The 21227-nt window shown below is 61.2% G+C and carries 14 protein-coding genes; 6 read left to right on the forward strand and 8 right to left on the reverse strand.

The genetic code is table 11. The features are described 5' to 3' along the window. Nucleotides 1-106: 106 nt before the first annotated feature. Both HED64_RS17265 and HED64_RS17270 read left to right on the forward strand, forming a co-directional pair. Entirely contained in the window at nucleotides 107-2767 is a 2661-nt protein-coding gene (locus tag HED64_RS17265; protein WP_168153223.1) for a DNA gyrase/topoisomerase IV subunit A, read from the forward strand. 142 nt (nucleotides 2768-2909) lie between these two features. Next, complete coding sequence (locus tag HED64_RS17270; protein ID WP_168153224.1) at nucleotides 2910-3428, forward strand: hypothetical protein; 519 nt, start codon at nucleotides 2910-2912, stop codon at nucleotides 3426-3428. A 69-nt stretch (nucleotides 3429-3497) separates the two neighbouring features. Here the strand turns inward: HED64_RS17270 and cydC are convergent, their stop codons facing one another. The 3 genes from cydC to HED64_RS17285 are packed head-to-tail and all read right to left on the reverse strand — an operon-like array spanning nucleotide 3498 to nucleotide 9527. Then, nucleotides 3498-6875 carry a thiol reductant ABC exporter subunit CydC gene (cydC, locus tag HED64_RS17275; RefSeq protein WP_168153225.1) on the reverse strand — a complete coding sequence of 1126 codons (3378 nt, stop codon included), beginning with the start codon at nucleotides 6873-6875 and terminating at the stop codon, nucleotides 3498-3500. A gap of 24 nt (nucleotides 6876-6899) precedes the next feature. After that, nucleotides 6900-7922, reverse strand: a complete 1023-nt coding sequence (gene cydB / locus HED64_RS17280) for a cytochrome d ubiquinol oxidase subunit II (RefSeq protein ID WP_168153226.1) — start codon at nucleotides 7920-7922, stop codon at nucleotides 6900-6902. A gap of 30 nt (nucleotides 7923-7952) precedes the next feature. Beyond that, nucleotides 7953-9527, reverse strand: a complete 1575-nt coding sequence (locus tag HED64_RS17285; RefSeq protein ID WP_168153227.1) for a cytochrome ubiquinol oxidase subunit I — start codon at nucleotides 9525-9527, stop codon at nucleotides 7953-7955. A 204-nt stretch (nucleotides 9528-9731) separates the two neighbouring features. Between HED64_RS17285 and HED64_RS17290 the strand changes: the two genes are divergently transcribed. Together HED64_RS17290 and HED64_RS17295 are read left to right on the forward strand one after the other, a co-directional pair. Continuing rightward, nucleotides 9732-10106: a BlaI/MecI/CopY family transcriptional regulator gene (locus HED64_RS17290; protein WP_168153228.1), complete on the forward strand. Its 375-nt coding sequence runs from the start codon at nucleotides 9732-9734 to the stop codon at nucleotides 10104-10106. A 24-nt stretch (nucleotides 10107-10130) separates the two neighbouring features. Continuing rightward, nucleotides 10131-11093 carry a M56 family metallopeptidase gene (locus HED64_RS17295; RefSeq protein ID WP_168153229.1) on the forward strand — a complete coding sequence of 321 codons (963 nt, stop codon included), beginning with the start codon at nucleotides 10131-10133 and terminating at the stop codon, nucleotides 11091-11093. A 111-nt stretch (nucleotides 11094-11204) separates the two neighbouring features. Here HED64_RS17295 and HED64_RS17300 read toward each other — a convergent pair whose 3' ends face one another. Then, entirely contained in the window at nucleotides 11205-13310 is a 2106-nt protein-coding gene (locus tag HED64_RS17300; RefSeq protein ID WP_168153230.1) for a DNA gyrase/topoisomerase IV subunit B, read from the reverse strand. A gap of 199 nt (nucleotides 13311-13509) precedes the next feature. Between HED64_RS17300 and HED64_RS17305 the strand changes: the two genes are divergently transcribed. Then, the gene (locus tag HED64_RS17305) at nucleotides 13510-13734 is read left to right on the forward strand and encodes a DUF7455 domain-containing protein (protein ID WP_132364887.1); all 225 of its coding nucleotides are present in this window, start codon (nucleotides 13510-13512) and stop codon (nucleotides 13732-13734) included. Nucleotides 13735-13947: 213 nt separating this feature from the next. On the opposite strand, the gene HED64_RS17310 is transcribed toward HED64_RS17305, so the two are convergent. From HED64_RS17310 to HED64_RS17325, 4 genes are all read right to left on the reverse strand, one after another. After that, nucleotides 13948-15174 carry an RNA polymerase sigma factor gene (locus tag HED64_RS17310; protein ID WP_168153231.1) on the reverse strand — a complete coding sequence of 409 codons (1227 nt, stop codon included), beginning with the start codon at nucleotides 15172-15174 and terminating at the stop codon, nucleotides 13948-13950. A gap of 298 nt (nucleotides 15175-15472) precedes the next feature. Then, nucleotides 15473-16630 carry a DUF4192 domain-containing protein gene (locus tag HED64_RS17315; protein ID WP_168153232.1) on the reverse strand — a complete coding sequence of 386 codons (1158 nt, stop codon included), beginning with the start codon at nucleotides 16628-16630 and terminating at the stop codon, nucleotides 15473-15475. A gap of 140 nt (nucleotides 16631-16770) precedes the next feature. Continuing rightward, complete coding sequence (locus HED64_RS17320; RefSeq protein WP_168153233.1) at nucleotides 16771-18093, reverse strand: MFS transporter; 1323 nt, start codon at nucleotides 18091-18093, stop codon at nucleotides 16771-16773. A 3-nt stretch (nucleotides 18094-18096) separates the two neighbouring features. After that, a complete protein-coding gene (locus HED64_RS17325; RefSeq protein WP_168153234.1) occupies nucleotides 18097-19029 on the reverse strand; it encodes a proteasome assembly chaperone family protein in 933 nt (310 codons plus the stop codon). A gap of 410 nt (nucleotides 19030-19439) precedes the next feature. On the opposite strand from HED64_RS17325, the gene HED64_RS17330 reads away from it, so the two are divergent. After that, nucleotides 19440-20954, forward strand: coding sequence for a leucyl aminopeptidase (locus tag HED64_RS17330; protein ID WP_168153235.1), 1515 nt, complete (start codon nucleotides 19440-19442; stop codon nucleotides 20952-20954). The last annotated feature ends 273 nt before the right edge of the window (nucleotides 20955-21227 follow it).

Raw genomic sequence — 21227 nt, forward strand, 5'->3', positions numbered from 1 at the left:
CCGTCGCATGAGCACTTGAATCGACGCGCCGGACCGGCCGCTACTACCGAAAAAGGTTCTTACCCAAGGACCGAGATCAGTATCAAATCGAGGATTTACACCCAATATGGCGCGCAAAAAGCCCGAAGCACTACCCGCGGATTTCGTGGAGCACATTGTAGATATCGATGTGACCACCGAAATGGAGGGCTCCTTCCTGGAGTATGCCTACTCGGTGATTTACTCCCGCGCCCTGCCCGATGCCCGTGACGGGTTAAAGCCGGTGCAGCGACGCATCTTGTACATGATGAGTGAGATGGGTCTGCGCCCGGAGAAGGGACACGTCAAAAGCGCGCGCGTGGTCGGCGAGGTCATGGGTAAATTGCACCCGCACGGCGACACCGCCATTTATGATGCGATGGTGCGCATGAGTCAGGGCTTCGCGCTGCGCCTGCCACTGATCGATGGACACGGAAACTTCGGCTCGCTGGACGATGGACCGGCCGCCCCGCGCTATACCGAGGCGCGGCTTGGCGCATCCGCCGTGGCCATGACGGCGAACCTTGACGAAGACGTTGTGGACTTCGTTCCGAACTACGACAATCAATTCATGCAGCCCTCGGTGCTCCCGGCGGCGTTCCCGAACCTGTTGGTCAACGGCACCACCGGCATTGCCGTGGGTATGGCCACCAACATGGCACCACACAACCTTGGCGAGGTCATTGCCGCGGCCCTGCACCTGATTGCCGACCCGGATGCCGATCTGGCGTCCATCATGAAGTTCATCCCCGGCCCCGATATGCCCACCGGCGGCAAAATTGTTGGCCTTGACGGCATCCGCGATGCCTACCGCACCGGACGCGGCACCTTCAAGACCCGCGCGAAGGTGGAGCTGGAACAGATCACCGCACGCCGCGCCGGTCTGGTGGTCACCGAGCTGCCCTACATGGTCGGCCCGGAAAAGGTCATCGAGAAGATCAAGGACGCGGTTAACGCCAAAAAACTCACCGGCATCGCCGACGTGGTTGATTTAACCGACCGCAACCACGGCCTGCGTCTGGTGATCGAGCTGAAAAATGGCTTTAACCCCAACGCGGTGCTGGCCCAGCTGTTTAAGTTCACCCCGATGGAGGATTCCTTCGGCATCAACAACGTGGCCTTGGTCGAGGGTCAACCACGCACCATGGGATTGCTGGAACTGCTCACCGTCTATGTGGATCACCGCCTGCTGGTGGTGCGACGACGGACCGAACACCGGCTGGCGAAGAAGCTTGACCGATTGCATCTGGTGGAGGGTCTGCTGATCGCCATCGTCGACATCGACGAGGTCATCGCCATCATCCGCTCCTCCGAGGAGACGGCCCAGGCTCGCGAACGACTCATGGCCATCTACGACCTCTCCGAGTTGCAGGCCAACCACATCCTTGAGCTGCGGCTGCGCCAGCTGACTAAGTTCTCCCGGTTGGAATTGGAAAAGGAAGCCGCGGAACTACAGGGGGCGATCGAGGAGCTGCGCGCCATCCTCGAGTCCGATACCCTGCTACGCGAAGTGGTCTCCGGCGAGCTGCGGGCGATGAGCGAACAATTCGCCACCCCGCGCCGCACCATCTTGCTGGAATCCGAATCTGGCGCCCCCCTGAAGGGCACTTCCATGCCCGCCGCGGTGGGAACCGGTAAGGCAGCGCCGATGAGTCTGGAAATCGCCGATGAGCCGTGCCGCGTGCTGCTCTCAGCCTCCGGGCAGGTGGCCCGCTCCTCCTCCACCGACGTTTTGGAGGCCGCCGGCGCCAGAGTCAAGCACGACGTGCTCGCCTCAACACTGCGCACCACCGCCCGCGCGGAAATTGGCGGCATTACCTCCAGCGGACGCATGCTGCGGTTGCAGGTAGTTGACCTACCACTCCTACCGCCAGCCAACGGCTTCCCGCTGCTGGCCGGCGGCGTAAAAATAGACGAATTCGCCCAACTGGCCAAGGGCGAAAAGATGATTGCCCTCGTCCCGCTGGATGCCGTGGTGGCCCTGGGAACGGCCAACGGCGTGGTGAAGCGGCTGAGCCCGGACTACCCGCTGAACCGCGATGAGTGGGAAGCCATCACGCTCAAGGACAAGGACAAAGTGGTGGGCGCAGCGGTGGCCGGGGATGATGCGGATTTGGTCTTCGCCACGCGCGGGGCACAACTCTTGCGATTTGCCGCCTCCGCCGTCCGCCCGCAGGGACGCACCGCCGGTGGCATGGCGGGCATCAAATTGGGTGCCGATGACTCGGTCATCTTCTTCGGTGTGGTTGAAGCGGCCGCTCAGGCACCGGTGTTCGTTTCGATCGCTACGGGTTCCAATACCCTGCCGGGCACCGCCTCACACTCGGTCAAAGTGACAGATTTTGCGGAATACCCTGCCAAGGGTAGGGCCACCGGAGGCGTGCGTGCGCACCGCTTCCTCAAGGGTGAGGACCACCTGGAGCTCGCCTTTGCCGGTGCCGGGCCGGCGCGAGCCTCGTCGTCCGCCGGTGTGGTGCGGGCGCTGCCCACCGAGTATGCCAAGCGTGATGGTTCGGGGGTTCCGTTGGCTCAGGGCATTGACCTTTTGGGCGGTTCCCCGGATACCGGGGCCGTACCCGAGGCCGCAGTGGCGGGGGCGGGGGCAGAGCAACTGCCCGCACCGAGCAGTACAACTCGTGCGCCGCTGGTTCGCCCCGAGGTCGATACGCTACCGTTTGCCGATTCAGGTGTGGTCGAGGTTGAACCTGCCCGCCGGGTAGTCATTCAGGACTCGCTGCTGGAGGACTAACACCAACCACGGGCACCAGCCATCACCAGCGCCGCCTCCGTTCCTGCTTCAGGGGACGGAGGCGGCGCTTACGTTCTGGGTGCCGGGTCCCGCTCATATCATCATGAAGTGCATGATTCTTCCCCGACGAAAGAGGTTTGGCATGCCGGAAAGAACCTGGTTATCCCTCGGGATCGCCGTAGCCGTTCTGGCCCTGGTCACGTTCATCGGATGGTCGTCAACACGCCGGCCGAACAGGGACAAGAAGCTCAAGGAGGCGATCCGACAGCCGAAAATCGTTGCGATCATCGGATGGGTGGTGCTGTTGCTCGGACTGTTGTTCGTCCTCGTCCCTTCGTCAAGCGAGGTGGAATCCGGCGACGCCCTGCCGATGCAGATCTGCGGATTCGTCTTGTTCCTAGTCGGATCGTTCCTGGTGTTCATCTACGCCAATTGGTATCTCATCATTCGGGAAGATGAAGTCGAACTCCGCACGGCCTTCCGCTATGTCCGAACGATCCGATATCACGACGTCGAGCGCTACCTCTACGTGCGTCGAGGGATCCAGCCCTCGCTCAAGGTGTGGAGCATTCACGGTGTGGTGATCGAACTGAACCCCAGGACCTTCGATGTGACTCCGATCGTGGCCGCCCTCGAAGCCCGCAACGCCGCCGGCACGTAGTCGCGTGAAAGGACAGGTGCCGCGGGCTTCACCCGGGTCATCGGCACCGTGCACGAGGGGAGTCGAGAATCAAACCCCCACCGGCACCCGAGTCTTCAGCTCGTCTAGGTCCACGACGTGATCTGCCAGGGCCGCGACGGCAGCATCGTGGGTGACAACCACTACCGCGCAGTCGCGCAGTGCCCCGCGCAGGTCCGCCATCAATTCGACGGCTTCGTCGGCGCCGAGGTGGGCGGTCGGCTCATCGAGCAGGAGCACCTTGGACCGGGCGAGAAGGGCGCGAGCCACGGCAAGGCGTTGGCGCTGTCCGCCCGAGAGATGGTGACCTCCCGAGCCGATGCGTTCATCCAGCCCGCCGGGCAGGGTCGTGAGCCACTGTGCCAGACCGATCTGTTCCAGCACCTTTTGCAGTTCACCGTCGGTGGGCTGGTCCTCGAGTTCACGACCCAACCCGAGGTTGGAACGGACCGAGGAGTCAAAGAGGTGGGCCTCCTGCGGGCACCAGGTCACCGCCGCTATATCGGCCGCGGTGGCATCGACCCATTGGCCAGCGCCGTGCCTGACTTGCAGGCTGCCGGACAACGGTGCCAGGGCCCCGAGGAAGGTGGCGAGCATCGTGGATTTCCCCGAACCCGAGGGACCGGTCAGTCCCAGCCAGCTTCCGGATGCTACTTCCACATTTGCGTTCTCGAAGACCGGCGCCCCCGGTTCCCAACCGGCACTGGCATCGAGCAGGCGGATGCCCATCCGGGCAGCCGGGACACCGGCAGGTGCGGCCTCGGGCGGTGCTTCGGCATCATCGTCGCAGGCTACGGGTGCCTGTTCCGAGAGGTTGCCCCACACGCGCCGGAGCACGTCGTTTAGCTGCGGCAGTTGCTGCACCGAGGCGGCCGTGTTCGCGATGGGCTCGCCTAGGGCCAACAACAGCAGGCCGGCAACCGCCGCTGCCTCTGCACCGCTGCCCACCAGCCCCACGGCCAGCACGGCCGCCGCCGAGGAGAGCAGCACCGCCGATGCCTGGGCCAGTGAGGCACCGCGGGCCGCGGCCCGCAGCGATCCCGTGGCCCGAGCATCGGCGGCGGAAAACTCCGCCAAGGCGCGTTCGGTGGCCGCGTTGGCACGCAGGTCCCCGGCCGCACGCAGCAGCGTGGGCACCCGGGCTCCCAGCCACATGCGGTGCTTGCTGGTTTCCACGGTGCTCTGCTTTTCCACCGCAAGTACCGCCAGCGGCAACAGCAGGAAGGCGGTGAGACCCAGCCCGAGCGCCAGCGGCAGTGCATCGGGGGCCCAGAAGCCGATCCCTATGGTGACGGCCAGCCAGGTGGCGATTCCTGCCACCGGCGGAACCAAGACCCGGGGCACGGCGTCGCGCACCTCATCAACTTCGGCGATCAGGTGGCCCAGAGCGGCACCGGAGCGGGTGAGCCGGCCCCAGCCGTGGGGTTGGGCGACCAGTGCGTCCCAGAGTCGCTGGCGCAGGTTCGAAGCGAAGCCCAGCACCGCGTCATGCACCCGCACTTGCTCCGCGTAACGCAGGACCGCGCGTCCGATGCCGAAGGCGCGCACCCCCACTATGGCGACCATCAGGTGCAGCATCGGGGGTTGGTGGCTGGCGGTGACAATCAGCCAGCCGGAGACCCCGGTCAGCCCGGCGCCGAAGATCGCTGCGGCCGCCGCCAGCAGTAGTCCTGGCAGCATGCCGCGGCGGAACCACGGCATCGAACCCAGCAAACGCCAGTGAGCAGCACGCCGGTTATCCGCCACCGCAAGGGTCTTAGCGGGTGAAAGTGGTGCGGGCGCAGCTTCTGCGTGAGCGGCATCAGGGAGCGTGCTCTTCTCATCTGCAACAGCGAGGTAGAGGTTCTCAGCAGGCGACTCGCTGAGCTCTGGGCGCAGCATGGCGGCCAGGTCGCGGTCGTGGGAGGCCACCAGCAGCGCGCACTGTGGGCGCAGGCCTGTCATGGCCACGCGGATACGCTGGGCGGAGTTCGCATCGAGGTGTGCCGTCGGTTCATCGGCCAGCACCAGGTTGATCCGTGGATTGGCGGCCACCGCTGCCAGGGCCCGGGCCACGGCGATGCGGCGCAGCTCCCCGGGGCTGCAGTCCATCAGGTTTCGGGCCGCCAGATGCGTGATGTTCGCATCCTTCAGCACCTTCTGGAGGGTGGCCTCGGTCAGTGCCGCACCCGCATGCAGGCGGATTTCCGCTGCGACGGTGGCCTCGGTGAACCTCGGGTGTTGGGAGATGAACACGGTGCGCGCCGGATCCAGTTGGATACTTCCGGCGACTTCTGCCCCCGATTCAAGCAGCCCGAGCACGGCATGCAAAAGGGTGGTTTTCCCGCTGCCGCTGGCGGCATCCAGCACAAACACCGAGCCAACTGACAGTTCTAGGTTCAGGTCCTTGAGAACCGCGTCGGTACGTCCGGCATGCCGGACCGAAACATTCTCCAAAACCAAGGCTGCGGGGGAAGCTGCCGGTGCCAGAGCAGTGGTGCAGGGCGCCACAAAAGTGCCCGAGTTGATGAAACCCTCCGTGCGTTGCAGCGCCTCAACTCCATCCTCGGAGGCATGGAATGCTGCACCCAGGGCACGCAGCGGCAGGTAGCATTCCGGGGCGAGGATCAGCGCGAGCAGCCCTGCTTCCAGACCCATATGCCCGTAGACCAGGCGCACGCCGATAAACACCGCGACCACCGCCACGGAGATCGTGGCAATCAGTTCCAGGGCCAGACCAGAGAGGAAGGCGGTGCGCAGCGTTTTCATGCTGGATTCGCGGTAGTCCTCGGAGACCTTGGCCAGGGCACGGCCCTTTCCCTTGGCTCGGCGGAGACCGATCAGGGCTGGCAGTCCCTGCGCCAATTCCAGCAGGTGGTTCGAGATCCTATCCATCCCGGCGGCCGCCGCCTTGATGCGGTCCTGAGTGTGCAGTCCGATCAGGATCATGAAGACCGGGATCAACGGCACCGTGAGCACCACAATGAGCGCCGATACCCAGTCGGCCAGCAGGATCCGCACCCCGATGACAATCGGGATCACGAGGGTAGCGACCAATGCCGGAAGGTACTTGGTGTAGTAGTTATCCAGCCCGTCCAACCCACGGCTGGCCAGGGCGGCCAGTGCCCCCTGGCCCGGGTCCGTCCCGGAAACCCTGCCGCGCAGGCCCGTGGCCAGAAGTTTGGAGCGCAGTTGCTCCTTGGCACCGAGCCCGGCGCGGTGCGCGGCAAATTCGGTGCCCCACACCGCGCCGGCCCGCAGCAGGGTGCCTATCAGGCCCAGCACCAGCAGGCGCTGGAGATCCAGCTCCCCGCCGGCCGCGAGTTGGCTGATGCCCGTAGCTAGGGCATCGGCGATGAGCACCAGGCCTACTGCCTTGAGTGCGGCGAGGCCGCAGAGCAGGGCCAGAACTATGCGGGAACCTGTGCCTGCGGGAAGTATGGGTTTCACGGTGCGGTTTTCTCCTGGCCTGGGTCAGACGATGGGGGTCACGGCGTGGGCATCGGGGATGTGCGCCTCAATGATGCGCTTGCGGAATACCCAGTAGGTCCAGCTCTGGTAGGCCAGCACTAGCGGCAGTCCGATCGCTGCCACGACGCTCATGAGCCGCAGCGTGTAGGGCGATGAGGAAGCGTTGAACACCGTCAGGTTGTAGGCCGGATCGATGGTGGAGGGTAGGACGTTGGGATAGGCGGCTACGAAGATCGCGCCAACTCCGGCCAGGAGGAAGATGCCCATCGCAATAAAGGCGCGGCCCTCATGGTTTTTGCGGGCGTGGATCCAGGCGAAGAGCAGTGCTGCCACGGCCACGGCCAGCGGGGCGATGGCCGCGGTGCTGTGGTTGAGCAGGGCCACGGCAATCGCCCAGGCGGCCAGTGGGGCGAGGCCTACCGGGATCCAGCGACCCAGCAGTTTGCCGGCCCGGTGTCGGATCTCGCCGTCGGTCTTCAAACCCAAGAAGGCCAGGGCTTGGAGGAGGCAGAAGGCCACCACCCCCAGCCCACCGAGGACCGCGTAGCCGGTAAACCATGCGAAGGGCCCACCCACCCGGTCTCCGTTGGCGTTCAACGGGAGTCCCGTGGTGCTCAGTGCCAGCATCGCCCCGACGCCGAAGGCGGCGGTGAAGGAGCCCAGGGCAATAGCCCAGTCCCAAGCGTTTCGTGTTGCGGAGGTTTGTGCCTTGCCCCGATATTCGAATGCCACGGCACGGAAGATTAGCGCTATGAGCACCAGCGTCAGCGGGATGTACAGGGCAGAGAAGAGCGAGGCGTACCAGTAGGGAAAAGCAGCGAAGGTTGCTGCGCCGGCGGTGATCAGCCAGACCTCGTTGCCGTCCCAGACGGGGCCGACGGTATTGAGCAGCACCCGGCGTTGCTTTTCATTTTTGGCGAAGGTCTTCATGAGCATGCCTACACCCAAGTCGAAGCCTTCGAGGAAGAGGTAGCCGCCCCAGAGTACAGCGATGAGGATGAACCACAAGGTGGGTAGAAATTCCACGGAAAGTATCCTTTCTTCGATGTCGACGGGTCAGTAGGCGAAGGACAACACGTCGGTGTCCTTTTGATCATCGTCGGGGTGATCGTGAAGCTCGGGCATGGCCGAGCCGATTCCACCGCGGATGTAGCGGGTGAGCAGGACGACCTCAACGACCAGCAAGAAGGCATAGATCGAGGTGAGGCTGATCAGCGAGAAGAGCATCTCCCCCGCGCTCACCCCCGGGGAAACCGCCGCGGCAGTGTACATAAAGACCTGGTCGATGCCCTCGAAACTCGGGTTCGGCGCCACCACAAAGGGTTGGCGGCCCATCTCGGTGAAGATCCAACCGGCGGAGTTCGCACCGAAGGGTGCCAACATGCCGAACAGTGCGAGACGGGAGATCCATTTACTGTGCGGCACGGTTCCCTTGCGCGTGAGCCACAGGGCCACTGCTGCGGCAACCGCGGAGAGCCCACCAAGTGTGATCATCAGACGGAAACCCCAGTAGGTGACTTCCATGACCGGCAGGTAGTTGATTTCGCTACCGGCGCGGTCACCGTACATCGGGTCATCCGGAAGGTGGGTGCCATATTTGGCCTGGTATTCGGGTACCAGTGTGTTGACGCCCTTAACTTCGGTGGTGAAGTTGTTGTTCGCGAGGAAGGAGAGCAGCCCCGGGATTTCAAATACGCCGACCACGTCGTCGCAGGTGGTCGCCCCGCCACTGCGCAGGTCACCGACGGACAGCAGGGAGAAGCCGGTGCCGTCGTGGCAGGCGGCCTCCGCGGCAGCCATTTTCATGGGCTGCTGCTCGATCATCAGCTGTGCTTGCGCATGCCCGGATAAGGCAACACCCATAAACGCGACCATAGCGATCGTTGCGCCGATGCGAAGGGACTTGATCCAGACCTGGTAGTCGACCTTGTCGCGGTTTCGTCCTAGGGTGGCCGACTCTCCAATGATCACGTTGCCGGCCGCATCAACGGTATCAATTCCGCCTTGGCGCCGCTTGTAGAGGTGATACCAGGAAATGCCGAGCAGGAATCCACCGGCCACGGCGAAGGCGCCGAAGATGGTGTGAGGGAAGGTGACCAGTGCGGTGTTGTTGGTAAAGACCGCCCAGGCGTCGGTCATGACCGCGCGCCCATTCACCATTTCTGTTCCTACGGGGTGCTGCATCCAGGAATTGGCCACAAGAATGAAGTAGGCCGAGAAGATACTGGCCAGCGAGGCGATCCAGATGCAGGCAAGGTGGATGCGCTTGGGCAATCGATCCCAGCCAAAGATCCATAGTCCGAGGAAGGTTGATTCTACGAAGAACGCGAGTAGCGCTTCCATTGCCAGCGGGGCACCGAAGACGTCTCCAACAAAACGGCTATATTCGCTCCAGGCCATACCAAACTGGAATTCCTGAACGATGCCGGTGGCTACGCCCATGATGAAGTTGATGAGGAAGAGTTTCCCCCAGAACTTCGTCATCCTGCGGTATTCTTCCTGGCCGGTGCGGTGCCAGACGGTCTGTAGCACCGCGACCACCAGGCCCAAGCCAATCGTCAGCGGAACCATCAGGAAGTGATAGACGGTGGTGATTCCAAATTGCCATCTGGCAATTTCCAGAGCATCCATGCCAAGCCCTTCAATGCAGAAATTCGCGGGTACAGCGGGGTCCCGCAACTTGAAGTTCTACGTTCTGTAGAACTTGTTTCTACCCACTGTAGAACATATCGCCCAAACACGGTAAACTAGAGGTAGCGGGCGATGTACATCACGACGACCGTCGGCCCCTACCTACGAGGCAGGGGCCTTGGAATACTTTGTTAGGAATGAAGATTGGCCACTCTTGGCGACCTTGAACGATCAGTAATGGATCTACTTTGGGATGCAAAATCCCCGCTCACGGCCAATGAACTTCGCGATCAACTCGCCGCTCCCGGCGATGCTCAAGGCAAAGAACTTGCCGTGACCACCGTCCTGACGGTGCTGGCACGACTGGAAAAGAAGGGCTTAGTGGCCCGCGAACGTGACATTCGCCCGCACCGTTACACCTCGGTGACGAGCCGCGAAGAGCACACCGTATCCCTCATGAATGAAGCACTAGGCACCGTGCTGGATCGCGAAGCCGTGTTGGCTCGCTTCATCGGTGGAATTTCCGCCGAGGAAGCACAGTCTTTGCGTGTACTTCTCGAAACACCACGTAGCGCCTAGCGAGAATCGGCACGGTCACCCCACGTGCTGCTGACTTCATATCTCTTGGCAGGGCTGGCCATATTGTTGGCATGGCCCATCCCTGTTGCGCTTTCGCGTGCCCAATGGACAGCTAGGTCTCCCTTCGCCGCCATGGTGATGTGGCAATCGATCGCACTGGCCGGTGGACTGTCGATGATCGGAGCAATGCTTTTCTGGGGGCTGGACTCTCTGGGCGACACACTTTTGACAGCCCTCGAGCGCGGGGTCAAGCTCATTTTGGGCGACCCGTCCATTGCCTCCCCTGGAACCATCCACATTTTCGCCCTGAGTACCGCAGCACTGCTGGGCTTCCATTTGGTACTCACCCTCATTAGGGCAGCTTGGCGGATCTCTCGGCAGCGATCTCGGCATCGCCACATTCTCTCCCTCCTCACCCAAGAATCTACGGTCAGCCCCGGAACACTCGTACTTGACCACGAAATTCCCATCGCTTACTGCCTGCCGAGCTTTTCCGGTTCCGTCACGGTGCTTTCTCGGGGACTTGTCCAACGCCTGAGCGAAGAAGAACTCCACGCAGTTCTGGCCCACGAAAAAGCTCATCTGGAGCAACGCCACGATCTGCTGCTGCTGGCCTTTACTTCCTGGCACGACGCACTCCCCTGGCTCCCCACTTCAAAGCTGGCGCTGACCGCCGTCCAAGATCTCGTGGAGATGTTGGCCGACGATGCGGCCCTGCGCGAGGTGTCACCGGCCGAACTACTTCGGGCCTTGCTCACGGTTGCCACTGGCGCCTTGGGGGAACCCGATACAAAGGCCCCCGCAGCAATCTCAAACGCTGGCACCGGCGGAGCTCCCACCGAGGAGTTAACCTCGCAACGTCTACGCAGACTGCTAACACCCAAGTCCCCATTAACTGCCTCGGTACGTGATTTGATCCTCGCTGCGGCGCTCCTGCTCTTGGCGCTGCCCACCACCATGCTCGTGGCGCCCGGACTTTTCGGTTAAGTCCTTAGTGGACTATCGGCAAATATGCAGGGTCTTTCCCCGCCTTAACTAAAAGTGATCGCTCAGATTCCCTTGACCGGGGATCTGAGCGATCATTTCATACTCATAGGACTACGCGTCGATGCGGTCTCGTTCAAGACGTTCCGCACCGGAAATGATGAATTCCTTGCGCGGGGCAACGTCAGAACCCATCAGCAGATCAAATACCCGCTCCGCCGACTCCGCATGCTCGAGCCCTACGCGGCGCAGTGTGCGATGCCGTGGATCCATGGTGGTCTCCGCCAACTGGTCGGCATCCATTTCGCCCAAGCCCTTATAACGCTGGATCGGTTCCTTATAGCGTTTGCCCGCCTTTTCCAGGGCGCCCAATACCTCATGCAGTTCGTTCTCCGAGTAGGTGTAAACCATCTCGTTTTCCTTGGTCCCGTGATTGATCACCTCAACCCGGTGAAGCGGTGGAACTGCGGCATAAACTCGCCCGGACTCCACCATGGGACGCATATAACGGAAGAACAGCGTAAGAAGCAAGGTACGAATATGTGCTCCATCAACATCTGCATCCGTCATGAGCACCACCTTGCCGTAGCGCGCCTGAGTAATATCAAAGCTTCGTCCGGATCCGGCACCAACAACCTGAATCAGGGCGGCGCACTCGGCGTTGGAGAGCATATCCGCCACCGAAGCCTTCTGCACGTTCAGGATCTTGCCGCGAATCGGCAGCAGCGCTTGGAAGTCCGAGGACCGAGCCAAGCGAGCCGTACCCAGTGCGCTGTCACCCTCGACGATGAACAGTTCGGTTTTCAACGTATCGGTGCTGCGGCAATCGGCCAGTTTGGTGGGCAGCGATGAGGTTTCCAGAGCGTTTTTACGCCGCTGCGTTTCCTTGTGAACTCGCGCGGAAATGCGCGACTTCATTTCGCTAACAACCTTCTCCAGCAACATGGCCGATTGCGTCTTCTCCCCCTTGGCAGAAGAATTCAGCTTTTCGGTCAGTGCCTTTTCGACCACCTTAGAAACGATGAGCCGCACGGCCGATGTACCGAGAATCTCCTTGGTCTGACCCTCGAATTGGGGTTCTGCCAACCGAACCGTAAGTACCGCCGTCAACCCGGCAGCAACGTCGTCCTTCTCAATCTTGTCGTTGCCGGCCTTGAGCTTGCGGGCGTTGGCTTCAATGACCTTGCGGAAGGTCTTCAGCAGTGCCTGATCAAACCCTGTCTGGTGAGTTCCACCCTTCGGCGTGGAAATGATGTTGACGAAAGATCGGAGATTTGTTTCGTATCCGATGCCCCAACGCAGGGCAACGTCCACCTCGCAGGTGCGCTCCACCTCAGTAATGCGGCTATGTCCGGAACCATCGATGACCGGAACTGATTCCTTGAAGGTTCCCGATCCCTGGAAGCGCCAAATATCTGTCACAGCACCGTCGTTGGCGAGGTAATCCACGAACTCGGAAATACCACCATCGTGCTGGAAGATTTCCTCGTATGGTCCATCTTCGCCAGGTGTTCCGGCCAGCCCCCGCTCGTCGCGAAGGGTGATTTTTAACCCTGGAACAAGAAACGAGGTCTGTCGAGCTCGCGCCTGCAGTTCCGTGTAGGAGAATTTGGCATCGGGAGTGAAAATCTGTCGGTCGGCCCAGTAGCGCACACGTGTTCCGGTGACGCCTCGCTTAGCCTTACCCACCACGTCGAGCACCGACTCCAAGGAGAACGGTTCAAAGGCGGCTTCGGCCTTGGGCTTCCCCTTGTCCGTGAAGCGTCCCGGCTCCCCACGGCGGAACTGCATTCCATATGTCTTGCCTCCGCGGTCAACCTCGACGTCGAGGCGCGCGGACAGCGCGTTGACCACCGAGGCACCGACACCATGCAGACCACCGGAAGCGGTGTAGGAGCCGCCACCAAATTTGCCACCCGCGTGAAGCTTCGTGAAAACGACTTCTACGCCGGATAACCCGGTTTTTGGTTCGATGTCTACGGGGATGCCGCGACCATCATCGTGGATCTCTACCGATCCGTCCGGGTGCAACAGCACGTTGATGGATTGGCCATGGCCGGCCAAAGCTTCATCAACAGAGTTGTCGATGATTTCCCAGAGGCAGTGCATGAGGCCACGTGAATCGGTGGAGCCGATGTACATACCCGGACGTTTGCGAACTGCCTCGAGACCCTCGAGAACAGACAGGTGTCGGGCGTTGTAGTCATTGCTTTGGGCCACGGTTGTAAAACTCCTCAAAAACATCGGAACGACGCTAACAACAATAGTCTCTGGCCCCGTCATTTCGCGTTTGCCCGGCGCCATTGAGCGCCACCTCACCCCTCTTTGAGCTACGCGGTCAGCGAAAGAGCAAATAATCGAGGAAGAAATTGAGGTTTAGCTGGTTGTATTAGTTACACATCGAATGAAGGAGGTCATCATGACCACGACGACAGTAACTCGGCAGCTGAACGCTCTTGATCGTTGCGACCGGTGCGGTGCACAAGCATTTGTGCGTGCAGTATTGGGGACCTCCGGCGGCGAGCTCTTCTTCTGCGGCCACCACGCTCGTTCCGTAGAAGAAAAACTGCGCCCCCTGACCACCGAATGGCAAGACGAAACTTCGCGACTCTACGAGAAGCCAGTTTACGACGACGAGGATTAAGCTGATCGTTCGGCTCCAAGCCGAAGAGATTTTATTGCGGGACCCTGGCAGCATGCCGGGGTCCCGCTGCAGTTAAGTTGCCTTGCCCCGGATTCGTGGAGGACCCGAACACCGATCCCCTGGCACGTTTCCTGGCGTTAAGCACAAGGTGCCGGTGTTGTTCGCGCGTCTGCACGAACAACACCGGCACCTTGATGTGGCTTTTACTTCGATTTAGTCGAGGTAGTCGCGCAGCACCTGTGACCGTGACGGGTGACGAAGCTTGGACATCGTCTTTGACTCGATCTGACGGATTCGTTCACGCGTCACGCCGTAGACCTTGCCAATTTCGTCCAAGGTCTTGGGCTGACCATCGGTCAGGCCAAAGCGCATGGCTACAACGCCGGCCTCACGTTCGGAGAGCGTATCCAGAACCGAGTGCAGCTGTTCCTGCAACAGGGTGAAGGAGACCGCATCGGCGGGGACAACAGCCTCGGAGTCCTCGATGAGGTCACCGAATTCCGAGTCGCCATCTTCACCGAGCGGGGTGTGCAAGGAAATCGGTTCGCGACCGTACTTCTGAACCTCGACAACCTTCTCGGGTGTCATGTCGAGTTCCTTGGCCAGCTCCTCAGGGGTGGGTTCGCGACCCAAGTCCTGAAGCATCTGACGCTGTACACGTGCAAGCTTGTTGATGACCTCGACCATGTGCACCGGAATACGGATGGTGCGGGCCTGGTCGGCCATGGCGCGGGTGATGGCCTGGCGAATCCACCAGGTTGCGTAGGTGGAGAACTTGAAGCCCTTGGTGTAGTCAAACTTCTCGACGGCACGGATCAGGCCCAGGTTTCCTTCCTGGATCAGGTCAAGGAAGAGCATTCCGCGACCGGTGTAGCGCTTTGCGAGCGACACCACGAGGCGGAGGTTTGCTTCCAGCAGGTGGTTCTTGGCGATCTTGCCGTCGTGAACGATCTGCTCGTAGTCCCAGCGCAAGCGCTTGTCCATCTTGTTGCCGTCGTCGGCAACAAGCTTTTCGTGGGCGAAGAGTCCGGCCTCAATGCGCAGAGCCAGGTCGACTTCCTGCTCAGCATTCAGCAGGGCGACCTTACCGATTTGCTTGAGGTAATCCTTTACCGGGTCAGCGGTTGCACCTGCAACCATGACCTGCTGCTGCGGGGCGTCGTCTTCGTCGGCGGTGAGAATGAAGCCCTTGGAGTTGTCATCAACAACAGGGGTCTTGGGAGTCTCATCGGCGTCATCCGCTTCGGTCTCAACCTCTTCGGTTTCAACTTCCGCGTCGGCCTTGGCACGGGACTTGGCAGGAGCCCGCTTTGCAGCAGGCTTCTTCGCGGGGGCGGCCTTCGCGGCAGCAGTCTTGGTAGCTGCCTTAACCGCGGGGGCATCCTGCGGATCGGCGGCAGCCGTAGCTGCCTGGCCATTGGTGGTCGTCTCAGAAGACACGAAATACCTTTCTCACGGTTCGTCCGCGATGCCACCTACCGGTAACACCACTATGACCCTGTCAAGTCCGCGTCCCGCCTACTAGAGGCGAGTCGGGAATCCGGGTCCACTAAGTGGAACGCCTTTTTCCCGCCATTTGTTCCCATCGAGGTAACTCGACGGAGCTGGCATGATAGCCATGGAACACGAACCCAACCGGGTCTGTTGGTTAATAGTCTCTCACGTTTCAACCCGTTGGCGATTCATTGTGCCGGGCGGGCCAAAAGATTCTTCTGCTACACAGGGGCAGCCTTGCGGCTCAGGCGCTGAGTCGTCCCTCGAGCCGCATCCGCCAAGCACGTGCCGGATCAGCTACCCACGTTGGCATCTCCCCCGTTTCTAACAACTTTTCCATGAGCTGTGCGAGTCGATAGTCTGGATCCAATTCAAGCGCTGTCACAAACAGCCGAAGGGCGGAGCTGCCCTTGCCCTTAGACCAATTGATCCAGCCCATCAGGCACAGCAGCGCGGTTTCCTCCGGCCCCTGGGCAACGCCCAAGAGATCACGGCAGAGGAACCACAGCCGGTCAATGCGATCCCATTCGGGGGTGCAGGAGGCGGTTCCCAGCAGGAAACCGGAGAAATCTTCCGACGCTTTTCCGAAGTCGATGGCTCGTGATACCTCCTGGAAGGCGGCGTAGGCACGAGCTGCCCCACGGCCAGCCAAGTAGGGAAGGATATCGCGGACCATCCGGTCGTTAAGCGAGACCAGAAGCGAAGCGCACAGCGTTTCATCGCCACGAAACCGGCGTTCGGCCACGAGCGGATCGGAATCAAGTAATTGGGCCCATCCACGAATCATCGATTCGCGTGAAGCCGTCCCGGGCAGTTCCCCCATCAGGATCTCGATTAGAGAGCGGATGGCTGACTTGTTGGGCCACTCGGGCGCGCCGCGTCCGTCCCAGATCTCTTCGGTGGGCGCCGAACCGGCCACCACCATGCGCAGATGCGTCTCGGTCAGGGCCAAATCTGGGAGGTCGTATCCTTCGGACGGGCAGCAATCCTCACTGAGACAGAAATAGCTATGCCAATGATGGGCTCCCACGTACCAAGCGTCGCGGACCTGAATCTTAGAGCGAACCAGCGCTGGTGCGAGTGCCCGAACTAGGTCGGCTTTGGGAAGCGACTCGTGACTCGTCCCGGATTGTTGACCCGTATAAATGGCCAGAAATACCGCTGAGGCGTCCGGAACTTTGTGGACCAACTTCACCAGCTGAGTGATCCAGTGGGCGGCTTGGGCGTCGCCGTTTTCCGCGTTTGGGAGATCTATGCGAAGCGTTGCCGCCAGCCCCGATCCCTGCATGATCAACAGGACCACCGCGTTGCGTGGATAGAACCCTAGGGCGTGGGGAATGTAGGCCAAGACTTCTTCGGGACTGGCCAGAGAAAAATTCGAAGCTGAGGGTGTCGTAGTCATGAAACCCATGGTGCTCCAGCGCGGACCGGAGTGCGGGGGCCGAACGAAAACCTGTGGATACCCCGGCACACACGGATCTCAATGGCGAAGATTCTGTGCGGAAAAGTGCTCTGAGCTTACCTTCGGCCGCGCGATGAGGGCTACTGAATCCGGTTACGCCGACCAAAACGCCCAGATGTTCGCGGCGTGTACTGGCCTTGCAGGGCCATCTGTCGACGAGCCTTGTTGCGGGTCACCACCATGCCGATCACCCCGCCGAGAACCATGACGAATTGGAAGGACATGGCCCAGCGGAAGGTATCGAGGGTGTAAAGCTCGGCACCGGGTCCGGCTGCCTTTTGCTGGAGGTCCAGGAGCCAACCGATCACGTACACCGTGATAAGCGCCGCCAAGAACCCGCCGACGTTCACCACGCCCGTTGCCGTTCCGATGATGTGCGGTGGATTGAAGGTGCGGGCAAAATCGAAGGCAATCATGGATGCGGGACCACCGAGTGCTACAGAAATGATCAGCAGAATCAGCATCCACAACGGGGCGCGCCCCGGCCAGAGGATCACGATTAGCCAGCACAGCGTCAGCGCGCCGATCACCATGAAGGCTATGGACGAGCGTCGCTCGGGGTAACGGGCCACGGCCGAGCCCAGGATGGGTCCCGCGCATATAGCTACGATCACGAAGATGGAAAGTAATGCCGACGCGGTGGCTGGGCTGACTCCCTGCCCTGACACCAAAAACGGATAGCCCCACGTGAGCAGAAAGACGTTGGTGGTGAACTGGGTGGTGAAGTGCGTCCAGAAGCCCAACCGGGTGCCGGGTTCACGCCATGCCGTGGAGAGCAGCACCCTGGCCTTGGGGTTCGGAAGCGTTGTCTCGATAGCTCCGCGCGGACCATTGCTGATCAATATCAGGGACAGCATAAAGGCCAAGACCGAGAGTGCCGCGAGGGACAGGAACGCGGGGCTCCAACCCCACAGGTGCAAAAGGGCCACAAACGGGATGAGCGATAGCAACTGCCCCAATTGCCCGACCATGCCGGTGGCCTGCGTCAGCATCGGGATGCGATAGCCGGAGAACCAGATGGGAAGCAGCCGAATCACCGAGACGAAGGTCATCGCATCGCCGGCGCCCACGAAGAACCTGCCCACCAAACCAGCGCCAACGGAATCAGCCATGGCCAACAGCAGTTGACCGATGATCATCAGCGCGGCACCGCCGGTGATCATGGCTCGCGGACCCCACTTATCCACCAGGATGCCCACGGGAATCTGCAGCCCGGCGTAAACAATCAGTTGCACCACGGAGAAAGTCGCCAAGATGGAGGCGGAAGCGGCAAAGCGGTCGGTGGCCTCTAGGCCAGCCACCCCGAAACTGGTGCGTTGAGTCACGGCGATGAGGTAAGCGATGATGCTCGCTATCCACACAATCCATGATCTGGTCGAATCGAGGTGTTTGGCCTTAATCACTATCTAATCCTTGGTGGCAGTACCATCTGCTTCGGGGAAACCGGAGAGGAATGCCTCCGCGGCCATGGCAAGTTCGTCTCCGTCGGGGAGCTCTGCATTCGCGGTGACCAACAATGATCGGCGTTCGGTCTCCGGGACATGCTGGTCAAAGCGCTGCTCGAAGTTTTCCACCATGCGCGCTACCTCGGGCGTTGCGGCTACCTGATCGGCGATCTGTGATTCGAGGTTGCGGCCGGCCTCGCGCAGCCGATCCGTCGGCAGGCCCAGTTCCATGGCCGCTCCCACGTACTCGAGGATACCGACGGCAACCTGCGGGTATTCGGCCTCTGCGAGATAGTGCGGCACGTGGATGGAATAACCCACGGCGTCCTTGCCCGCCTCGTTGAGCCGGATTTCCAGCAGACTCGCCAGGCTGGCTGGAAGTTCTGCCGTAGGCGTCCAAGTGGAGATGCCGGTGATCAATTCCTCGCGGTTGCCGTGAGCGGTGACTCCCAGCGGGCGGGTGTGGGGCACTGGCATCGGCACGGCGTCGAAGGAGACCGTCAACCGAATGTTAAAGGCTTCAACCAGCGCGATGATAGCTGCGCTGACACGTTCCCACGCCAGATCCGGTTCCGGTCCGGTAAGGAATAGGAAGTCGCGCTCTAGCCCATCCGTCAGCCGGTAGAGCTCTAGGCGGGGCGCCTGGTAGGCGGCGTAGTGGTCACCCAGGAAGGAAATCTGGGGGCGACGCTCACGATAGTTAATAAGTTGATCGATATCGAAGGAAGCGATGAGCTTCGGATTCAAGGAATCAAGCAGTTCTGCCCGTACCTGGGCGAGTGCATGTCCCGCATCAGCATGGCCGCGGAGGCCAACGAGCAGATTCAGGCCTTGGAGTTCTAGAGCATCCAGGTCAAAGTCTTCGAACCTAATCAGAGATTGAGGGTCAAGCATTGCGGCTGCTCCTTTCAGGTTGCGTCGTTGAAGTTCGCCACCCGCACCGATGATGTGGATGGTGATCCATCATCTCCGGATCTTCCCGGGGGCGTGGCGACTTGAGGCGCGACGCGGATAAGGGAGTAACCAGTGGTAGCTGCGGGCCGGGCGAACCGAATCGTGGTGTCGTTCGGTTGCCGACATAAGGGGTCAACCAGCATGTGTGCTGTTTTCTTCCCGCGGCCCACACCCAATTCTAGGCCGGTTGCCTGTCAAATGCGTTGTGGGATCCGTCTCAACGATACGATTGATATTAGCCAATCAGCATTGGCGTCCCGGTAACCCCGGCGCGCGGACGCTGCCGAGGTTATTTCGATGCATCGGTAAAAGACCCGTTTGCACAGAATTCAAAGAACAGGACTCGTTTCGTGATCAACTCCAGCGATCTCAAGCTGACAGCCGTCTCCACTGACATCAAGCGAATTGGCGCCGGCGCGCTGGTCCTCGGTGTCGTTAAGGGCACCGATGGTCCGGTGCTGGTGGCTTCTCCTTTCAGCGTTAAGGTCACCGAAACCCTTCAGGACTCGCTCACGGCCCTGGGCGTCACCGGCAAAGCCGATGAATTGGTGCGCTTCGCCGCCAACGCGGAGATGAAGGCCGACATCTTGGTGCTCGTTGGTCTGGGCTCATTCGAGGAATCGACGTTGAGCGACGAAGCGCTGCGTCGAGCCGCCGGATCCGCCGCCCGCCAGCTGACTGGCGTTAACACCATCCTCTTCGCCCTACCCGCCGCCACCCTCTCGCAGGCAGCAGCGGTGGCCGAGGGCATTACCTTCGGCGCCTACCACTTCAACAACCACCGCTCTACCCCGGCCACCAAGCTGCCGCTGAGCGAGGCCATCATTGCCACCGCGGCTTCCGCGGATAAGGACCTGCCTGCCGCCCTGAAGCGTGCAGCAATCTTGGGCCGCGCAGTGCGCGCCACGCGCGATCTGGTCAACACCGCCCCCAATGTCTTATACCCGGAGTCCTTCGCCCAAGAAGTTAAGGACACCACCAAGGGCGCAGGACTCAAGGTCACGATCATCGACGAGAAGAAGCTTGAGAAGGATGGCTACGGCGGACTCATGGGCGTCGGCGGAGGCTCGGTACGCAAGCCACGCATGGTCAAGGTCGAGTACTCCCCCGCCAAGGCCACCAAGCACCTAGCGCTGGTCGGCAAGGGCATCACCTTCGACACCGGCGGAATCTCCATCAAGCCGGCCGCTGGCATGCACGCCATGAAGTCGGACATGGCCGGCGCAGCAACAGTCTTCCAGACCGTTACCGCCATTGCCGCTCTTGACCTGCCGATCAAGGTCACCGGCTGGCTCTGCCTCGCCGAAAACATGCCAGGTGGCGCCGCCACCCGCCCGGGCGATGTGATCACCATGTTCGGCGGCAAGACCGTCGAGGTCCTCAACACCGACGCCGAGGGCCGTTTGGTCATGGGTGATGGACTGGCGGCAGCCAGCCTCGAAAAACCCGACGCATTGATTGATATCGCCACCCTGACAGGCGCCCAGATGGTGGCTCTCGGTCTGCGCACCGCCGGAATCATGGGCGATGACACACTACGTGATGCCGTGGTTACCGCCGCTACCCGCGCCGGCGAGGGTGCATGGGCCATGCCGCTTCCCGAGGAACTGCGCGCCACCATCGATTCTCAGGTTGCCGATCTGGCCAACATCGGTGAGCGCATGGGCGGCATGATGACCGCAGCGGTGTTCTTGAATGAGTTTGTAGGCGAGGTCGATGGGGTCAAGATTCCGTGGGCCCATATGGACATTGCTGGTCCCGCATTTAACGAGTCGGCACCCTTCGGATACACCCACAAGAATGGCACCGGATCCTCGGTGCGCACCCTGGTAGCACTGGCCGAGGAAATGTCCGCGGCCAAGTAGGGAACACCAACAAGCGCACACCCAATCCCCCTTTTCTACTTCTCGTAGTAGAAATGGCCGGAATCGCGGCGGTGTCGGCCACTTTGGCCGCCACCGCTGTGGGGCCGGTCACAGGAGTCCGCAATCTGGCTCACGACATGTGGCTCCGTACGATTTGGGGGGATAAGGTGAACGTGAAAGATCACTGCTTTACCGTGTTTGTCGACCCGGATTGGGCCAGCAAAGACACACCCAATAGACCCCCTGGTCGACCACGACGTCGGCCATAACTCA

This window comes from Paeniglutamicibacter terrestris, from assembly GCF_012271785.1.
Classification (GTDB): domain Bacteria; phylum Actinomycetota; class Actinomycetes; order Actinomycetales; family Micrococcaceae; genus Paeniglutamicibacter; species Paeniglutamicibacter terrestris.